Source organism: Leptotrichia trevisanii DSM 22070 (assembly GCF_000482505.1).
Taxonomy (GTDB): domain Bacteria; phylum Fusobacteriota; class Fusobacteriia; order Fusobacteriales; family Leptotrichiaceae; genus Leptotrichia; species Leptotrichia trevisanii.
Genome location: NZ_AXVL01000024.1, coordinates 1 through 18,382, shown reverse-complemented (window position 1 = coordinate 18,382; position 18,382 = coordinate 1). Strand labels below are relative to the sequence as shown.

16 protein-coding genes, 3 tRNA genes and 1 pseudogene are annotated in these 18,382 nt (G+C 28.9%); 4 read left to right on the top strand and 16 right to left on the bottom strand.

Going from position 1 to position 18,382, the window contains the following annotated elements; translation table 11 throughout:
• Nucleotides 1-58 precede the first annotated feature (58 nt).
• From K324_RS0106380 to K324_RS0106305, 15 genes and pseudogenes are all read right to left on the bottom strand, one after another.
• Nucleotides 59-2,671 (bottom strand): DNA translocase FtsK, encoded by a 2,613-nt coding sequence (locus K324_RS0106380; protein ID WP_026748429.1) that lies wholly within the window; start codon nt 2,669-2,671, stop codon nt 59-61.
• A 468-nt stretch (nt 2,672-3,139) separates the two neighbouring features.
• The gene (gene agp, locus K324_RS0106375; protein WP_084533575.1) at nt 3,140-4,360 is read right to left on the bottom strand and encodes a bifunctional glucose-1-phosphatase/inositol phosphatase; all 1,221 of its coding nucleotides are present in this window, start codon (nt 4,358-4,360) and stop codon (nt 3,140-3,142) included.
• Between the two features lie 298 nt (nt 4,361-4,658).
• A complete protein-coding gene (locus K324_RS0106370; RefSeq protein WP_026748427.1) occupies nt 4,659-5,744 on the bottom strand; it encodes a PIN domain-containing protein in 1,086 nt (361 codons plus the stop codon).
• Nucleotides 5,745-5,863: 119 nt separating this feature from the next.
• Nucleotides 5,864-5,939, bottom strand: a tRNA-Phe gene (locus K324_RS0106365).
• Nucleotides 5,940-5,942: 3 nt separating this feature from the next.
• Nucleotides 5,943-6,019 (bottom strand) — tRNA-Asp (locus K324_RS0106360).
• Between the two features lie 7 nt (nt 6,020-6,026).
• Nucleotides 6,027-6,102 (bottom strand) — tRNA-Val (locus K324_RS0106355).
• A 119-nt stretch (nt 6,103-6,221) separates the two neighbouring features.
• Nucleotides 6,222-6,728 (bottom strand): PSP1 family protein, encoded by a 507-nt coding sequence (gene ricT / locus K324_RS0106350; protein ID WP_026748426.1) that lies wholly within the window; start codon nt 6,726-6,728, stop codon nt 6,222-6,224.
• Nucleotides 6,725-7,447 carry a RadC family protein gene (gene radC / locus K324_RS0106345; protein WP_036095263.1) on the bottom strand — a complete coding sequence of 241 codons (723 nt, stop codon included), beginning with the start codon at nt 7,445-7,447 and terminating at the stop codon, nt 6,725-6,727. The genes ricT and radC overlap by 4 nt, the downstream gene beginning before the upstream one ends.
• 168 nt (nt 7,448-7,615) lie before the next feature.
• Nucleotides 7,616-8,209, bottom strand: coding sequence for a flavin reductase family protein (locus K324_RS0106340; protein WP_026748424.1), 594 nt, complete (start codon nt 8,207-8,209; stop codon nt 7,616-7,618).
• A gap of 94 nt (nt 8,210-8,303) precedes the next feature.
• A complete protein-coding gene (locus tag K324_RS0106335; protein ID WP_026748423.1) occupies nt 8,304-8,690 on the bottom strand; it encodes a VOC family protein in 387 nt (128 codons plus the stop codon).
• A gap of 40 nt (nt 8,691-8,730) precedes the next feature.
• Nucleotides 8,731-9,414: pseudogene (locus K324_RS16650) on the bottom strand (YczE/YyaS/YitT family protein).
• Between the two features lie 105 nt (nt 9,415-9,519).
• Nucleotides 9,520-10,941: a 6-phospho-beta-glucosidase gene (locus K324_RS0106320; protein WP_026748422.1), complete on the bottom strand. Its 1,422-nt coding sequence runs from the start codon at nt 10,939-10,941 to the stop codon at nt 9,520-9,522.
• Nucleotides 10,942-11,079: 138 nt separating this feature from the next.
• Nucleotides 11,080-11,940: a MurR/RpiR family transcriptional regulator gene (locus tag K324_RS0106315; protein ID WP_026748421.1), complete on the bottom strand. Its 861-nt coding sequence runs from the start codon at nt 11,938-11,940 to the stop codon at nt 11,080-11,082.
• Between the two features lie 209 nt (nt 11,941-12,149).
• Nucleotides 12,150-12,473 carry a YlxM family DNA-binding protein gene (gene ylxM, locus K324_RS0106310; RefSeq protein WP_026748420.1) on the bottom strand — a complete coding sequence of 108 codons (324 nt, stop codon included), beginning with the start codon at nt 12,471-12,473 and terminating at the stop codon, nt 12,150-12,152.
• A 161-nt stretch (nt 12,474-12,634) separates the two neighbouring features.
• Nucleotides 12,635-13,528 (bottom strand): tetratricopeptide repeat protein, encoded by an 894-nt coding sequence (locus K324_RS0106305; RefSeq protein ID WP_026748419.1) that lies wholly within the window; start codon nt 13,526-13,528, stop codon nt 12,635-12,637.
• A 207-nt stretch (nt 13,529-13,735) separates the two neighbouring features.
• Here K324_RS0106305 and K324_RS0106300 point away from each other — a divergent pair, with 207 nt between their 5' ends.
• The 3 genes from K324_RS0106300 (at nt 13,736) to K324_RS0106290 (ending at nt 16,429) form a co-directional block, all read left to right on the top strand.
• Nucleotides 13,736-15,208: an MFS transporter gene (locus K324_RS0106300; protein ID WP_026748418.1), complete on the top strand. Its 1,473-nt coding sequence runs from the start codon at nt 13,736-13,738 to the stop codon at nt 15,206-15,208.
• A gap of 103 nt (nt 15,209-15,311) precedes the next feature.
• Nucleotides 15,312-15,788, top strand: coding sequence for a hypothetical protein (locus K324_RS0106295; protein WP_026748417.1), 477 nt, complete (start codon nt 15,312-15,314; stop codon nt 15,786-15,788).
• 89 nt (nt 15,789-15,877) lie between these two features.
• Nucleotides 15,878-16,429, top strand: a complete 552-nt coding sequence (locus K324_RS0106290; protein ID WP_026748416.1) for an ankyrin repeat domain-containing protein — start codon at nt 15,878-15,880, stop codon at nt 16,427-16,429.
• 697 nt (nt 16,430-17,126) lie between these two features.
• Here the strand turns inward: K324_RS0106290 and K324_RS0106285 are convergent.
• Complete coding sequence (locus tag K324_RS0106285) at nt 17,127-17,558, bottom strand: DUF6314 family protein (protein ID WP_026748415.1); 432 nt, start codon at nt 17,556-17,558, stop codon at nt 17,127-17,129.
• Between the two features lie 378 nt (nt 17,559-17,936).
• On the opposite strand from K324_RS0106285, the gene K324_RS15490 reads away from it, so the two are divergent.
• The coding region (locus tag K324_RS15490; protein WP_211231549.1) for a transposase zinc-binding domain-containing protein at nt 17,937-18,382 on the top strand (446 nt) is incomplete at its 3' end.

Genomic DNA, 18,382 nt, shown 5'->3' with positions numbered 1-18,382 from the left:
GCAACTTTAATATCGAATTTCCATAATCTCAAATATTATTGTAAAATTTATTTATTTTTTAATCAATTTCATCAATATTATCTCCTATTAACTGATTGTCATAATTGATAATTCCATGTTCCTTTAACTGATCATAAATCCGTGAAGCCCTGTTAAATCCTACCTTCAATTTACGTTGTAGCATCGAAATAGATACTTTCTCCTCCTGTTTCACAATATTTACTGCATTTTCAAAAAATGGATCAATATCAATTGTTTCATCTTCAACTTCTTCTAAAATTTCATTTCTATATTTTACTTTTTTAGCAGATTTTAGCGTATCTGTCAAATTTTTAACTTCCTCATCTGAAATATACGCCCCCTGTATTCTCTGTAATTTTGAGGAACCGTTAGCAAGAAGCAGCATATCCCCCTGTCCTAGCAGCTTTTCAGCTCCCGCACTATCGAGTATCGTTCTTGAGTCAACTTGTGATCTTAAGGCAAATGAAATTCTACTTGGCAAGTTTGCTTTTATCATTCCTGTGATAACATCGGTGGATGGACGCTGTGTCGCTACAACCAGATGTATTCCAACGGCTCTTGCCTTTTGTGCAATTCTCGCTATGGATTCTTCCACACTTCCAGATGCAACCATCATAAGATCTGCCAACTCATCAATTATTATGACAATATATGGCATTTTTTCCACATAACTCAGATTGTTGTAACCTTTTATATTTCTCACGCCATTTTCCATAAGTTTCTTGTATCTGTTTTCCATCTCATTCACTGCCCATTTCAATGCTATTGCAGCTTGATGAGGATCTATAATTACAGGTACAAGCAAATGTGGAATGTCGTTATATGGCATAAGTTCTACCATTTTCGGATCCACCATTATAAATTTCACTTCATTTTCAGACTTTTTAGAAATCAATGTTGAAATCAGTGTATTTACAGCAACCGACTTCCCTGAACCTGTCTGTCCTGCAATCAGTAAATGTGGCATTTTCGCAATATCTATAAATTTATCCCGTCCAACAATGTCTTTTCCTAATATTACCTTTAATTCTCCGCTGTCCAGTTCCTTATTCTTTATAATATTTGAAAAATGAACAGGTTCCTTTATTTTATTCGGAGTTTCAATCCCAATAGTATTTTTCCCTGGAATCGGTGCTTCTATACGAATACTTTCCGCCGCCAGATTCATTGCTATGTCATCTGAAAGTCCAGTAACTTTACTTACCTTCACACCTTTTGGAATAATAATCTCATATCTTGTAATGGTAGGCCCGTATTCATAATTCACAACCTTCGCTTCCACTCCAAATTCCTTTAGCACATTTTCCAGATGGCTCACATTTTCTCTTATACTTTTTTCAATCTGCTCCTTCTTTTTCAAATCCATCGGTTTTGATTTAAAAATTTCAGAAATTGATTTTTTCACAACATCATCATATCCCTGATTATTGTCAAACATAGCATTCACTTTTTTCAGCTCTTCCTCAAATCCCTTTTTTACAGCCTCCGTATTCTCAAATGCCTCAAGTTTTGGAAACTCCTGAAAGTTCGGATCCATTTGTGCAGAATTAGCAACCGTCCCCTGTCTTGCTGGTGTTACAATTTCCAATTTAGGTTCTCTTTTATCTTCTATATTTTCTTTTTCTTCCTTGTCCATTTCTTCTATTTCAGTTTTTTTCTCATTTTTTATATTTTCTTCAGCCTTTACTTTTTTATCTTCAACTTTTTCAGAATCAGACACTTTTTCCTTTTGATTTTCTGAATTTTCAGAATTTTTCGTATTTTCCAGTGGTTCTACAACATTTTCCAATTTAATTTTCGGTTCTTTCACATTATCCTTCTGTTTAGTTGAATTTTTCTGTTTTTCCTTTTCTTTTTCTTCAAAAAGTTCAATCCATTCCTTTTCCTTTTCAACCAATTCTTCTTTGGAATAAACTTCCGTCTTTTGTAAAAAATTATCCTTAGGCTTTTTAGCAATTTCAAAACTTAATTTTTCACTTCTTGACTGTATGATTTTTGCCTTTAACATCTCCCGCTGATATCGCTTATAATCTGTTTTTTTTAAGTTTTCGGCATATTTTTTGGCTGCCAGTTTTCTCTTTTTTTCCTTATAATCGTCACTTTTGTAATATTTCATAACTTCCTTCAAAAGCTCATAGCCCAACTCAATCATATCCTTAACTAGCCAACATAAGAAAACTATTACTAAAACTATCAATCCTATCAACATAATCTGTAAATGCAAAATGCTGTAAAATGGCATTGACAGCAACGCCCCAGGTATTCCTCCACTTTCACGGTTAAACCCTATTTCCAACAATTTTCTTCCAGCTTCAGTAAAAGTGTTAGCCAGTGGAGCTCCCTTAACAACGGAACCTCTTATCAAAATCATTGACCAGCTTAAAAATAATCCGATAAGTGCAGCTATTTTCCCTTGTGTAACATGAATTCCAATTTTCTCATAAAAAAATATTATTATTCCATACAGCATTGAAGCTATCGCTATAAACCATGTCATTTTTCCGAAAAACAACGTAATCCCACTTAATATAAGCGAAAAAACATTTTCCCCAACATTATCATTTAACATGCTGGATTTATTCGCCAATAATAAAGCCAGTATAAATCCCACAACAAACCAAATTATACCCTCGATTTTTCTTTTATCCATTTCGTCACCCTTTCTACAAATTTTTAGTTCCCTATTCTATTCTACAGCCAACAAACTTAAATTACAATTTTTATAATAATAAATTCCCATTGAAAACCAAACTTCAAAAGCTAGATTAATCTCCAGAATCCATTCAATTTTTACTCTAATTTAAAGAAAGTTCAAGTATATCTATAAATTTTACCAAACCTTTCACACAATATCATACATTATACTATATTTTTTCAATTTTGTCATTTTTTTTATACCAATACCATTCAAAATAAAACTTATAAATTCTAACTATTTGACTTAATTTTCAGGTTTATTCTGCCCACATTCCCCTATTTTTAAGCATTTCAAACAACTTATCCAATTCTTCTAATTAGCTTAGAATTTTACTTGCTTTTACCTAAAATTTTTATTTTTAACAAAAATAAAAAGAGCTATCCTGAACTGAAATAACCCTTTTTTTATAATTTCCAAATTTTAATTAAATTTTCGTAATTCTGTCATAAATTTAGAATACGGACAATATCCTTCTTTATCAATTCTACAATTTTTCATTTCTAAAACTCTATGTTTAGGTGGATTTTCCCTTGTCAATTTTTGTGTTTCTCTTATTTGGCTCAATGTTTGATATATGTACTCAATTTTTACTTTTCTTTCCCCTGTTTTCTTATCTTTCCAAATTTCAAAGAATACTTTTCCACCAATTGGAGTTTTTTCAACTTGCTCTTCCAATTTATAATCTTTAAAACCTAAAGCGGCAAGCATGGCAACTATATTGGAATCATGTCCCACTAATACTGTTACTTTGTGATTTGAAGAATTTATATCGTTATAAATATATTTTATCAATGGTGCAGCCACATTTTTAGCCACTTTATCTGTTGCAAATAACAAATCTTCATATCCATTTTTTATATCAGTTATCTTTTGCCATTTTTCCCTCGTATTTATATTATTTCCAACAATCTTATCCAGCGGATATCCTTCATAATATTGCAATAACAGGGCATCACCAAGCTGTGTTCCCAATTTTATCGGCCCATCTACTCCTGGTTCCTTATCCTTTTCAATTTTCAATGTCCCTTCCTCATTAAAAAATTTACATTTTCCTTCCTTTAAGCATTCTTCAGATTTCGTATAGTTAATTACATCACTTAATAGAGAATACGAACCTTTTAATTCCTGATTCTGTTTCTTCAAATTCATCCCTTTTAATGCTTCTTCCTTAAATTTGGCATTATCAGTTGTAATTACTGGATTAAACACAGGATCCATTTTCCCTATTTCCATTTTATGCTCTGTTTTAATATCACATCCTGGAAATATCCCAGTTGTAAGCGATTGCCCAGTTGCAATTGTTCTTTGCAGGCTATTTGTATAAATTTGAGCATTATCAGGACTCAGGCATTCTCCTCTTTTTATAACTTCATTTTGTATTAACCAGTCATTTATATACTGTCCAAAGTAAGTTTCCAGAATAGCACCTTTTTTTGTCAAATGACTTGCAGGAACGTCCCAGTTCTCCCATTCATACGGAGTTACCTTCGACAATCTGCTCCCTGGCGACGTTAAAGGTGAACGCAGCCCATGTCTGCTAAAAATCACAACCTTTTCCAGCTGCAAATTTTCACTGGAAAACATTATTAAACTACAAAAAACAAACATCAAAAATATCACAATTTTTCTTATTTTTGACATAATACCATCTCCCTATAAAAAATTTTCTTAATTGATTATAAACATTTACAATATATTCTCTTCTTATTTTTAATTTTAATATTTACTTAATTTTATTATTTATTATACCTTGAAATAGTATTTTGTCAATTTTATATTTTTTAAATATTATTTTATAGTTATATGAAACAGTATTTTTTTCAATACAATAATTTAAAATTTATTCTCTTAAACATACATAAAAAGGAATTATCTCAAAAATTAAAGCAATTTCCTTGTTAATTTTTTATCCTAAGGTTACACAATTCTTTAACATATTTTAAGAATTATTAATTGTTTCATTAATAATTTCCCTATCCTCACAAGTATATTCATCTAAATAAATTCGTTTATCAGACTTTTCGTTGTCAATTGTTATATAATCTAAAAAAAAGTCTTCTTCTATACTCTTGTTTTCCAAATCCTTTATATCACACAAAATTACTAATTTAAACTCTGTATTATGTTCTTCTTTAGCAGTTATATAGTTTGAAAACAGATACTCACCATCTTCTTTGTCATAATAAGAACTATCTTCATCTAAATATGTAATTTCTATTTCTATATCTAATTTTACATTGAATTCATATATTTGTATATTTTCTGTTTCACAAGAGTTAATAAACTCAGGATAAATTCCTATAATTTCATAATTATCAATTTCATAATCAGAGGAATCATAATCAATTTCTAAACCAATATCATCTATAAAATCTTTAATTTTATCATTTGCTTCTCCATCTTTTATTTCATTTATTAAGAATTTTTCATTTTCTTTCAACATTTCCATTTCTATTTCTTCTATAAATTTTGATAAATTTTCAAAAATTATAAAGTTTTGATCATTATTGTCAAACGTTTTCCTAAATCCGTCGTCTTTTGAAATAATATAAATTTTTTCGTTATTCTTTTTTTGATATTTTTTTATTATTTGTGCAACAAAAGCATCCTTAAATTCATTTTGCTTTGTCTTCTCAAATGGTAAGTTTAAGTTAAAATGATCTTCTAATATTAATTTTATATCTACATCTTCTAAAGATAATTTTATAGAATCATCAAAAAATTTTATCAATTCTGTTTTAAGAAAAGAAATTATGTATGTTTCATCTTCTAAAGATAATTTAATCGGAGTTTCGCTTAATATTTCTAAAAAAGGACTTTTGCTTAATACTTTATTATAACTGTTTATTACTTCTTTTACATCTTTGATTATATGAACTTCTAATTCTCTTTCTGTTATTTCATTATTTAACAATATTATTTTATCGTTTTCAATATATGTTTTTAACTTTTCAAATTTATCATTTGATAACATAAATTTTTCACCAATAAATATATTTGTATCTATAAAAACTTTTTTACACATAATAATACTCCTATTCTTAATAATTATATAAACAATATTTCAAAAAAAAATACAATTCTCTATTTCTAATGAATTGTATTTTGCAATATTATGAAAAATTTGTTTAAAATCAATAATAATGGTGCCCAGACGCGGAATCGAACCACGGACACAGGGATTTTCAGTCCCTTGCTCTACCGACTGAGCTATCTGGGCAAATGGCGGAAGTGACGAGACTCGAACTCGCGACATCTTGCGTGACAGGCAAGCACTCTAACCAGCTGAGCTACACCTCCATAAAAATGGTGGTCACAATTGGGCTCGAACCAATGACCCCCTGCTTGTAAGGCAGGTGCTCTCCCAACTGAGCTATGCGACCACGAAATCATTTATTACTTGATAAGTATAGCACATTTTATTCAATATTTCAACTACTTTTTTCAAAAAAATTTCCTAAACTATAATTTTAATTTAAAATATCACTTTATTATTTCAATTTTACCAGTAAATTTCCCGTCCATATTTCCCAAATGCTGACAATATCCGTCCTTCATCATTTGTTTTAATCTGATAAAATTCCACTCTTTTCTTGAATGTTCTGTTTACTTCCTTCACAAGTTCCCTAAAATCAAGCCTGTTGTTCGCTGTAAAATAAAATATCAGCTTGCTTTCGTCAAATGTGTACTCTCCGATAACAAGGTTCATTTCTGGCAACAGATATTTTACTATTTTTTTACACTTAAAATAGGCTTCGTCTGCCTTTTTGTCCAGTTCCTTCAACTTTTCAATTTCCTTATTTGACAATTTTCTTTTCACTTCCCTGATTTTCAAGTCATCCTGCTCGCCTTGCTCCTTATTTAAGGCAAGTCCCAGAACTATTCCAATCTGTTCACCACGAATTGTATCTACAAGCACGTGATCCCCCTTTTTATAATCTTCCATATCGTTTATCATAAATGGATAAACTTTTTTTGTTTTTCTAAATTTAATATTTATTATTTTCATAAAATTCCACCTTCTAAAAAACTAAAATATCCCTTTTCACTTATTATTAAATGATCAACCAGACGTATTTCCATATTTTCAAATACTTCCTTTACTTTTTTTGTCAATGTAATATCAGATTCTGACGGTTGTAGCGAACCTGCTGGATGATTATGCACCAAAATTACACCCTTTGCATTATATTCCAATATTTTTTTTATTAATTCACGAATATAAACTGTACTTTTATCAATCGTTCCATAAAACAGCTCCTCTTCCTTGAGAAGTTCATTCTGCGTATTCAAGAATAGCACTTTAAACACTTCAACATCCCTTTTCAAAAGGGAATATTCCAAATAATTCAACAATTTAACGTTACTTGATATATTAATTCTTTTATTATGTATTTTTTTATAAAGCCCATTTTCTATAATTTCAAACAGAAGTTTTAAAAATACAACCGTTCTTTCCGTCATATATTTATTTTTCTGCAACTCTTTCTCAGACTGCCGCAGAATCGTGTACAAATCCCCATATTTTTTTAACAGACTTTTTGCAATCCCCCTGCAATTTTTCCTAATAACCGTATACGTCAGCAAAAGCTCCAAAAGTTCATAATCCAGAAAGCCTTTTACCCCCACAGACAAAAATCTCTGTCTTAATCTTTCCCGATGCCCTTTTTCCTGCTCTTCAGCCAACTTTTGCTTAAAAGCCAATATTTCTCTATTATCCCCCATCATTTTTCCCCCAGAAAATGTTTCTTAAAATTTATACAAACCTAATAAAATCACTTTAAAATCAAACCCCAAAGATTATTTAATTTTAAAAAGTTCGAGTATAGTTTATCATAAAACGAAAAAAATAACAATATTAAGAAAAACAAAGGACAGAATACTAAATTTTACTTTCTAAATTTCTTGAAAATTAAAATTTAATCCCAATCTATCGCCTGTTGAAGTATATTCCCTAAATTTATAAATTAATGGTTTCCATTTCTTTGTATCAATGTGAGAATCATCCTTCATTATTTTTTCATCAACAAAAGTCCCCTGTATTTCGCAGGTTACTATGGCAAACCAGTCTTTTTTTTGAATATCTGTAACTTTTGCCTCTATGTGAATTGGACACTCCTTTATTCTCACAGAATTTACCATTTCACCAGCTAATTCAGTAAATCCTGCAATCTTAAACTTATCTTCACAATATGTATATCCAAGATTTTGCTTTACTTCTGATATTTCTGTATCGCCTGTAAATTTTTCAATCTTTTTCACACTTTCGTACAAGTTTTCATCTGGAACATTAAAAGTTACGTCCAATCCATCTTCAATATTCTTAAAGCCTTTATTTCCAAATCCTATTCCCACAACTATTGATTTTCCAAGTACAAATGAAGATGATAACGGAGTTACATTGCTTTTGCCTGTTTCTTTATCCTTTGTAGTCATCAATAATACTGGAAATCCATAATAAAACCCATTTTTTTCTAATTTCTTAAACATAATTACCACTCCTCAATATATGAAAATTTTTATGTACCTTCTTAGTAATTATACTCCCCAAATCTTTTTTCTCAATTTGCAAACAAATATCTTATCATTCTGTTATTTCAATCAAATTCCCCTCACAATCCTCAACAACACTCTCATAATACCCATCTCCAGTCGTCCTAGGCCCACTTAAACATCTAAATCCATCATTTACAAGTCTTTTTGTCAATTTATCAACATTTTCCTTATTTCCAACACTAAAAGCAAGGTGAATAAATCCTTCATTCATTACTTTGTTATTTCTTTCTGAAAGTTCAGGACGTGCCATTATTTCCAGTCTTATCTCATTATCTGGAAAACTTAGAAAATAAGTCTGTAATCCAGTATTTTTATTGTGATATTTATCGTTTGCTTTTGCTTCAAAATACTTTTCATAAAATTCTCTTGTTTTTTCTAAATCTTTTACATAAATTGCTACATGATTTATTTTCATAATTAATCTCCTCCATTATTTTTTATAAAATTTATATTTCCTATTCCGATCCTTCTATTTCCTTCTCAATCTCACTCTTTCCATCAACTAAATCCCATTTTTCATAGAATTTTTCAATTTTTGGCATTGATATTCCAAGTAAAGGGCCAAATATAAGCATGCTAATTATCGTTCCTTCACGTAAACTCCATTTTATTGGAAACACAAGTGTCAAAACTATTATAACCCCAACACAGAAAAAATCCATCCATTGTCTAAATTTTGCAAACGGAATGCCAGTTTTTATATGAACCGCACTACAAAAACCTTCCAAAGCAAATATTGGCAATCCCAGAACCACTATCGCCCCTATTGTAAAGGAAATTAATACCAGCATTACGACAGTAATTGTTATCCTTAGAATATAATTGTCAAATGCCATATTTTAAAAAACTATATATACAAAGAAATTAACTGTATATCCCAGCAACATGGAAATAGGTATCTGTAAAAAATTTATTTTTTTAAATTCCTTTTTTAATAAAATAATTTGCCCAAATATACACAAAAAATTACATATCATCCCTACTGTTCCCATTTTTATTCCCGTCAAAAACGAAAAAGATAGTGCCATTGCATCCCAAGGGCCAACTCCTGTATCCATCTTTACCAAAATTGCCAGTTCCATCCCCACCATCACAATAAGCAATATTAAAAGTATATAAGCTCTTACTGCTCTGTTCATTTTTTCTCCTCATTTATTTTTTTTTGCAAAAAAGAAGTTATCCCAGTTTTTAGGATAACCTCTCTAATTTTAATCATCTGAGATTTCATTAAATATTTTCCATTTTTAATCCAAATCTTCTCCATTGCTTGCGATAACCTTTTTATACCAGTCAAATGATTTTTTCTTGCTTCTCTTCAATGTTCCATTTCCATCGTTATCTCTATCTACATAGATAAATCCGTAACGTTTTTTCATTTCTCCAGTTCCCGCACTTACTAAGTCGATAGGCCCCCAAGTCGTATATCCCAAAAGTTCCACTCCATCCAGTTCAACCGCTTCCTTCATTGCCTTTATATGATCTCTCAAATAGTCAATTCTATAATCATCTTCCACGTATCCATCTGCATCTGGAACATCTACCGCTCCAAGACCATTTTCCACAACAAATAACGGTTTTTGGTATCTGTCATAAATTTCATTTATTGTCGTTCTAAATCCTAATGGATCTAGTCCCCAACCCCAGTCTGTCACTTCAATATACGGATTTCTCATTGTTTTTAGCAAGTTTCCTTCTCCAATTTTATCAGCTTCTGCAGAAATACAACGAGTTGTGTAATATGAAAAACTTACGAAATCAACTGGATTTTCTCTCAAAATTTTCTCATCTTCACTTGTAATTCCAATATTTATATTTTCTCTTTCAAAAAATTTCTTAGCATAGGCAGGATAATATCCACGAGCCTGCACATCTATGAAAAAATAATTTTCCCTATCTTTCTCAAGTGCAACCCAGACATCTTCAGGTTTTGAAGTAAGTGGATAAAACTTCCCGGCCGCAAGCATACATCCAATTTTATTTTCAGGATCAATTTCATGTCCAATTTTTGTAGCCCAAGCACTTGCCACCAATTCGTTATGTGCCGCAGTATACAAAACCTGATTTTTATTTTCCCCTTCTTCAAAAACGATTCCTGCTCCCATAAATGGTGCGTGTAATAAAATATTAATTTCATTAAATGTAAGCCAGTATTTTACAAGTCCTTTATATCTAGTGAAAATTACAGTACACAATCTTTTATAGAAATCAATAACTTTTCTGTTTCTCCATCCGCCATATTCCTTGATTAAATGAATAGGAAAATCAAAGTGAGTTATTGTAACTAATGGCTCAATACCGTATTTTCTACATTCCTTAAATACATTTTCATAAAATTCAAGTCCTTTTTCATTTGGAGTTTCTTCATCTCCATTTGGGAAAATACGAGTCCATGCTATCGACATTCTATAAGTCTTAAATCCCATTTCTGCAAATAATGCAATATCTTCCTTGTATCTATGATAAAAATCAATCGCTCCTTTAGCAGGATAAAAATACTCATCGTCAAATTCCAACATCTTTCGCTCCCCAGTAATTACAGCAAACCTATCTTCCCCAACTGGCGACAAATCTACATTTGCAAGTCCTCTTCCATCCTCATTATAAGCTCCTTCAAGCTGATTTGCAGCAGTAGCTCCGCCCCATAAAAAGTCTTTTCTAAATCCCATTTCTATCTCCTCCTAAAAAATTTTCGTATTTAATATTTTTAATAATTTTCTTTACATTAAAAATATAACACTAAAATCTTACAAAAACAAGAGCATTTATCAATTTTCCCCATTGTTTCAAAATTATGTCTATTGTAATTATTTTTTTGATACTTTCGGTTCATTTGTCTCATAATTTTTACTGACTTCCAGTGAAGTATTTATATTTTTGTAGTAATTCGACACTAAAAGCGAAGTGAAAAATATGTCCAGCACATAATTAATCCCAGTAAATAGCGACACCATCTCAAAACTCAAAATATAATTTGGAGCATGTATTTCAATATATTCTGAACACGCTTTTTTTATTTCCTCAGACGAGCCATTCCCAATTCCTACAACAAATACATTCCTTTTTTTCAAATATTCCGCAATTCTAATCATATAAAGATTAGTCCCTGAAAGCGAAATAATAAGCGCTATATCCTTCTCCCCTTTTTCCGCAGAAATAATATAATGCTCATTAAGTCCGTCATAAGCCGCACTCTCAATTCCAAGCGTCATAAACTTAAACGAAGCCAGCTTTGCCAATATATACGAAATTCCCGTCCCATAAATCTCAATTTTCTTAGTATTTCTCAATTTTTCAATAATCTTTTCCATAACAGGCGTATCCAGATTAAGTTTTGTAGCCGCTATAACCCTCTCATAAAGTGATGGAATAATTGAAATGATTTCATCATATCTTGTTTCACTATTTACAGGCTCCTCACTAAGCAACCCCTGAATTTTTATCATTTCTCCAACTTCCTTATCCAGACTCCTCTGAAAATCCCTATACCCCTCAACTCCGAGTTTCTTACAAAATCTCACAACCGTAGCCTTGCTTACAAACGCCTTTTTCGCCAAACTCTCCGCCGACAACAAATGAATCTCCTCCAAATGCCTCAAAACATAATCCGCTATTTCCCTCTCATTATTCGTAAAATTCTCCTTTTTCTCCAATTTACTAATAATCATCCTTCACCTTCTTATTAAATAAAAAAGGCAAAACCAAAGGGGGAAAACATTTATTTAGAAGCATTTCCCGCCATTTCAGTTTTGTCTAATCCAAATAGTAATAACTCAATTTTATAACTTCACATATTCTTTACATAACCATTATACCCCAACTTTTTTATTTGTCAATAGCAACTTATTTTTTATTTTTACTTTTTTGAATCATAAAACTATTCTGTATAATCAAAATCCTCTATTATTTTTTCCAGATTCTCCATAGTGAAATTTTTTCTCAAATATTCAAGTTTCCCCTTCAATTCCTTTTCTTTTTCAAATATTCCAAGTTTACTCTCATACTCATCCAGTTTCTGAACACCTTTTTTTATATTGTCAAAAACTGCCTGTCTTGTAACTCCACATTGTTCCGCAATTTCTGAAAGAGAACTATTTTCTTCCAGATAAAGTTCCAGATACTGCCTTTTCTTTTTTGGAAAAAGTTCACCATAATAAGAAAATAACACAGAATATTTCAAAAAATCCTCCAATTTATCCATAAATCCGACTTCCTTTTTATTTTTACTTGTAACCTTACCTCTCAAATCAAATTGTATATAAAATTCAAAAATTATAACTATTCTACTCAAATCCTAGTTTTTTATAAGTTAAATTTTGAAAGAAATTTGAGTACATATTAAATAAAAATTTATATATTTTTTTAATTTTTCAATTTTTTTACAACCTGATTTTTCCAGACATACTGCTCCATTCTATTTTTAGCAATTCTCTGTTTTGCAATTAAAATTTTTTCCAAAATACTTTGATAAATTTCACTTTCAATTCCAAAAACAGTTTCACACAGTTTTTCACATCTTTCCAGCAATACAGCTGCTTTTTTATAACTTTTATTTTCAAAATAGACATTTGCCAAATTATGTAAAATATTAAAATACAAATTACTATTTTCACCCACCTCACTTTGTAACGTCGTAAGAGCTATATTCACAGAATTTTCTGCCAATTTTTTTTCGTCAATTTTTAAATATGAATTTACCATATTGCTTCGGATAATTGCTCCTTGTACCTCACTATTTTCCAAATTTTCCAATATTTCCAGACTCTTTTTCTGCCACTTTACCGAATCCCTGTATCTCCCCGTTTCTTCAAAAAAAAGCCCTAGATTATTACATATCCCCGCAAATATATATCCATCCCTAAAATTATTTTTTTTATAAGTCTTTATCGCCTTAAAATATTTCTCCTCAACTTTTTCATATTTTTTCATAATTCTGTAAACTTCCGCCAAATTTGCATTGCAAGCCACAAAAGCCATCGTATTTTCTCCATAATTTTTTAACACAATTTTTTCCGCTTTGGTTAAAAGCCTTATCGACTCCTCAAATTTCCCAACATATTTCAAGGCATTCCCCAATTCAGTCAGCACTTTTACGCTCTCGTCACTTTCCCCTCCATACAGCCTTCTAAACAGCACCTTTAGTTCCCGCAACACCCTAATTTCCTTCTCAATTTCCCCATTATTCACATATTCTTCCCTTTTTACAAGCAATTCCTGTATTCTCTTCTCTTTTACTTCCTTCTCTCTCTCAGTCATCTATAAATTTCCTCTTTTAAAAAATTTTATTTTTTAACCTATTATTTATTTATAATACCACAAATTCCCCAATAAATCTAATTTTTTTCAAGAAAATCAGTCAAAATTCCATCATTTCCCTATTCTATAATTAATATATAGAAAAAATAATACAATAATGCTATAATAACAAAACAAAATTTATCAACAAGGGAGGCAACATACTTTATGAAAGAACTATTTAAAAGCAAGATCGAAATTATCGAATTTTTCAAAAAATTTTTTATACAAAAAAGAAAAAAAGAACTGGAAAATGAACCAAAATTATTAAATGAACTAAATAAAAAATCAACCTTGTTAAACAATCAGCTAAAATTAAAAAATACAAATAAAACTAAAATAAATAAGCAATTAGAAAAAATTCAAAATATAAAAAATGGCAAAATACAAATTATAAATGTAAACAGATATGTTTTAAGGTTTCTGCTCATAGTCCTATTTTATATTTCATTTTTAAATCTTGCCTTAAATCTAAAAGGCTACAACTACTTTATATACGCTTCAGCTGTTATTATAATAATACTGTCGTTTTTGTCAATGCTTATAACATTTATTATAAAAAAGAAAATTTTTACTGCCTATCTTTACGACTATAATATTAAAAAAATTCTTCTAATAGCTGTAATTTTCTTTGGAGTAGGCTACTTCCTTAATTCTTACAAAAACGAACTTGAAATATTAAATAAAAAATCCATTCTAATAAAAAACGCAGAAATAAATTCAATAGACGAGTTAAAAAACAGCACTCTCGAAATTGTAAACAAAGATGGAAAAACAAAATGGAAAGTAGATAAAAATTTAAAAATTCTTACTTACGAAAATTCTCAAAAGGGAAATATAAATATCACAGACACAGTAATTGACGACAATAACAATGTAAATTTATCTTTTATAAATGAAAAAAATGAAACAATATGGCTAAAAGGAAAGATAATTTATTTCAACTGGGATACCGTAAAAATAAAACTAAAAAATAAAAAAATTATTGAAGGAGAAGTATATGGAAAAATAATTAAGCTGGAAACTGGTGAAACTTTAATATTAAACAATAATTTTGAATTACGGGATGAAAGTAAAAAAATTAGTGATTTTGGTGTGATGGGAACTAGTTTAAATATCAAAAAAATTATAAATAATTTTTTGTTCACATTTTTAATAATTTTTATTTTGATAGAATACGAATACTACAATTTTCCATTTGAAGAAAAAGAAAAAATAGTATCCAAATTAATGCTAAATGAAAAAAATACTCTAACAATAAAAAAATCCGTTTTTTCAATCCTCAGAACAATAAAACTGCTAATGTTCCCAATAGCCTTGATTCAAACGCTACTAATAAGAGATTTTATCTTCAGTCTATTTTTTGACAAAAATCTAAAAAAAGGCTACGACATAATAAACGTCCTCGTATCCTATTTTTCAAAATCCTACTTGCTGATTTTTATAATACTCCTGCTCCCAATACTCACAGAATTATTTAATATTCTAAAATTAATTAAACGCTACATAATATTAAATAAAATAGACAGATTTTCTTACGTAAAGAAAAAAAGAAATTATTCTCGAACAATGATTTATAATATAAGAAAAAATAACAGCTATCTAAACTCTTTTATAAACAGAACTTCTAAAAAAAAGTAATTCTACTAAAAATTTTGCTATATTAAAATCTAAACCCAATTGTATAAATAATATACAAAATATAATTTGAAAATACAAATAAAATAAAGAAAGGAGAGCAACTATGAATAAGTTTTTTAAATTATTATTGTTATCTGCTTTTATAATTGCTATTGGTCTATTTTATAAAAATCATTTAAAAAAAGTAAGAATAAATGTGTCGGATTGTCCAAATAATCGCTATATGGCAAATAGAAAAGAATATTATGAAAAAAATTATAAGATTTTTAAAGAAAGGCAAATAAAATTTTATATAGATGACAAAAACGAAAAAATGCGAGAAATTGCTAATCAAGATGAATTTTTTACTTCATTAAGAGAAGCTACAGATTATGCTTATGAAATAGTTGGAAAAAAATGGTTTTATACAAAAAGAAAATTATTTGGGATAGCATTTGGAATTGATAAGGAAGCAAAAACAAAATATATTTCAGTACCAGAAAAAGAAAAGAAAAATATATTAAAAAATATAGACAAGTATCCTGAAAAGAATATAGAAAATAGATGTGTGCTAGTAGAAGTGCTAAAAGGTAATTATTAAGAATATTAGAATAAAAATAAAAACAACTTTAAATTTTAAATATTTTTAAAAGTAAAAATGAAGTATTAAAATTAAAAAAGGAGATGAAAATGTCAGAATATAGAACAGTATCTGCTGCAGCAATATTAGGAACATACGAAGATTTTTTAGAATTATTTGAAAAAGGATATGAAGATAAAGAAAGTGTCTTGAAAAGTAATGTTTTATATGATGCCTTAAGAAATAATAATAACGAAGCACGTTATAAAATAGCAAAATTTTTAATAAATAAAGGAGCTAATATTAAAAGTATAACAAAGGAAGGGACCACTTTGTTTTTTCCCTTATTTCAACGTGGAGGAGACGATATAACTGGAACAACAGAATTATGCAAAATTTTTTTAGAAAAAGGAGCAGACATAACAGCATTATACAAACCGTACAAAATTGTAGTTTTTAAAAATATTTTTAATTATTTTACTGATGAAAACGAGATGATTCCACTATATAAATTAATCTTTTCTCAACCAGGATTACAATTATTAACAAAAGATAAATGGGGATTAACAGCTTTAGAATTTGTTAAAAGGTGTCAGAAACCAATAGCATTAAAAATGATGAAAGATTATATAAAAACATATAACCCAAAAGAAGACAGTTAGAATTTTTAGATAACCGTTGTTGTAAAAGACAGCGGTTATTTTTCAGGATTAGTACATAGCACTTTCGCCATCCTTTTTAATATGCTACTAGTTAAATATGTTAAAATAATTATTATTGTGAAATAAAGGGAAATAGCGACTCATTTCCCTTGCTTATATCATATAAAAAGAAAAAACATAAAATTATGAAAAACATTTATTAATAATAAGCAGTTTTTCAAAATTTGAATAAAAATCCCTTATACGAATACTTAAAAATTAGATTTGATTTTTTTTACAAGGCTATCAAACTAATTATTATAAAATTTTATTACTATTTTTTAAATAGGGTTTAGTATAAATAAGTTACTTTATTTCAATATTTAAAAATAGGCTGTGTCTGAAAACTTAAAATCTATATTATTTTTAATATTTTTTTGATTTTAGAAATTGTACAAAGCACCATAAAATCAGTATTTATTATTTCTAATTTTAGAAAAATTTGTTAAAAATTCATTATTTTAAGAGTTTTTAGACATGTCCTAATTTAAATTCTAAATTTTAATCCTATAATTAGTTTAACAAACAAAAATTACATTTTAATTTCTTGTTAAAAATATTTTTAATAAATTAATTATTTAAATCAAGGTTAGTATCAAGTATACTAAATACACTCTGTTTCAATACTTTCCAAAAATCCTGAATTCATATTAAATTTTTATGTTAAGTACGTGTATTCCAAAACTTCATTCTTCTTTTCCCCCTTTACTTTTATCATCAAACACATTTTATTATCCAAAATCTTCATTTCTCCATAATATAAATCAGGACTGCACAAATATTCTTTCTTCATCATAAATTCCCCATCACAAAATAAAAACTCAAATATCTTCTCATAATCCCCATTTCTAAACCTATAAAATCCAATATAATCTTTCTTAAACTTCCATAATTTTCTATCATTATACCGAATATCATTATCCAGAATAATTTCTTCAATAAAATACAACCTATCTCCTTCTTCTCTAATCACAACATTCCCTTTGCCAACATAATTCCAACCTGTCGAAGACCCTTCCAAACTCTTTGCTTTAAAAGATATCCTACTAACATTTCTCATAATTTCATAAATATCCATAATCCTATCCATACTATTTCTCCCGTAATTTCAAACATCTTCCAATATATTTATTACAGTATATCAAAAATAAAGTACAAAATAAAGAAAACAAATACTATTTATCCATTTTTATAACAAAAGTTATCACCTTACAACCATTAAATACTCTCTAAAATTTATGTATAAAATAAACAAATTTATTTTGCAACTACCTAGTACTATTCCCGTCCTCTTAATAGAAAATATTTAACAAATTTTAAATTACATACTATTTAACTTCTTGCTCATAATATGATTTCTATAATAAAACTCTCAAATTTGAAACCCCATTAAAAAGCATAAGTTTACTTTTCTGAAAATAAAAAAAGCCGAATAGAAATTCGGCTGATTTTTTTGTATAATATATTTATGATAAACATTACACAAAATAAACTGAAATATATTTTCAGTAACAACAATATTTTACTAGATTCCTTAAAATTTTGCAAGAAAAATAATATTGGCGACAGTCACCTTGAACATATTAAACTTTCCTTTGATAAATTTCTTGCCTGCAGGGATATTTCAAAAGGTTTTGTCAAGTTCAAATGTCCTCACTGTCCTGTTACACACCTGTTCCCTATTACTTGTAAGTCTAAGCTCTGTCCTTCTTGTGGTTACAAGTACTCTAGGACATGGACTGAAAATATTCAAAAACATATTCTCAATATTGAGCACCGACATGTCCTTTTTACTGTCCCTCAAGAATGCAGAAAGTTCTTCTTTTACGACAGATCTCTTCTGTCAAAACTTTCTGCCGCTGTTAACCAGGTATTCAAGTTCATCTTTCACAATATCAGCAGGAAAAGAAAAAG

What these genes read in the sequence shown, in the direction of transcription:
- K324_RS0106380 (WP_026748429.1), bottom strand. Translation starts at nt 2,671, where the DNA reads ATGGATAAAAGAAAAATCGAGGGTATAATTTGGTTTGTTGTGGGATTT.
- agp (WP_084533575.1), bottom strand. Translation starts at nt 4,360, where the DNA reads ATGTCAAAAATAAGAAAAATTGTGATATTTTTGATGTTTGTTTTTTGT.
- K324_RS0106370 (WP_026748427.1), bottom strand. Translation starts at nt 5,744, where the DNA reads ATGTGTAAAAAAGTTTTTATAGATACAAATATATTTATTGGTGAAAAA.
- ricT (WP_026748426.1), bottom strand. Translation starts at nt 6,728, where the DNA reads ATGAAAATAATAAATATTAAATTTAGAAAAACAAAAAAAGTTTATCCA.
- radC (WP_036095263.1), bottom strand. Translation starts at nt 7,447, where the DNA reads ATGATGGGGGATAATAGAGAAATATTGGCTTTTAAGCAAAAGTTGGCT.
- K324_RS0106340 (WP_026748424.1), bottom strand. Translation starts at nt 8,209, where the DNA reads ATGTTTAAGAAATTAGAAAAAAATGGGTTTTATTATGGATTTCCAGTA.
- K324_RS0106335 (WP_026748423.1), bottom strand. Translation starts at nt 8,690, where the DNA reads ATGAAAATAAATCATGTAGCAATTTATGTAAAAGATTTAGAAAAAACA.
- K324_RS0106320 (WP_026748422.1), bottom strand. Translation starts at nt 10,941, where the DNA reads ATGGGATTTAGAAAAGACTTTTTATGGGGCGGAGCTACTGCTGCAAAT.
- K324_RS0106315 (WP_026748421.1), bottom strand. Translation starts at nt 11,940, where the DNA reads ATGATTATTAGTAAATTGGAGAAAAAGGAGAATTTTACGAATAATGAG.
- ylxM (WP_026748420.1), bottom strand. Translation starts at nt 12,473, where the DNA reads ATGGATAAATTGGAGGATTTTTTGAAATATTCTGTGTTATTTTCTTAT.
- K324_RS0106305 (WP_026748419.1), bottom strand. Translation starts at nt 13,528, where the DNA reads ATGACTGAGAGAGAGAAGGAAGTAAAAGAGAAGAGAATACAGGAATTG.
- K324_RS0106300 (WP_026748418.1), top strand. Translation starts at nt 13,736, where the DNA reads ATGAAAGAACTATTTAAAAGCAAGATCGAAATTATCGAATTTTTCAAA.
- K324_RS0106295 (WP_026748417.1), top strand. Translation starts at nt 15,312, where the DNA reads ATGAATAAGTTTTTTAAATTATTATTGTTATCTGCTTTTATAATTGCT.
- K324_RS0106290 (WP_026748416.1), top strand. Translation starts at nt 15,878, where the DNA reads ATGTCAGAATATAGAACAGTATCTGCTGCAGCAATATTAGGAACATAC.
- K324_RS0106285 (WP_026748415.1), bottom strand. Translation starts at nt 17,558, where the DNA reads ATGGATAGGATTATGGATATTTATGAAATTATGAGAAATGTTAGTAGG.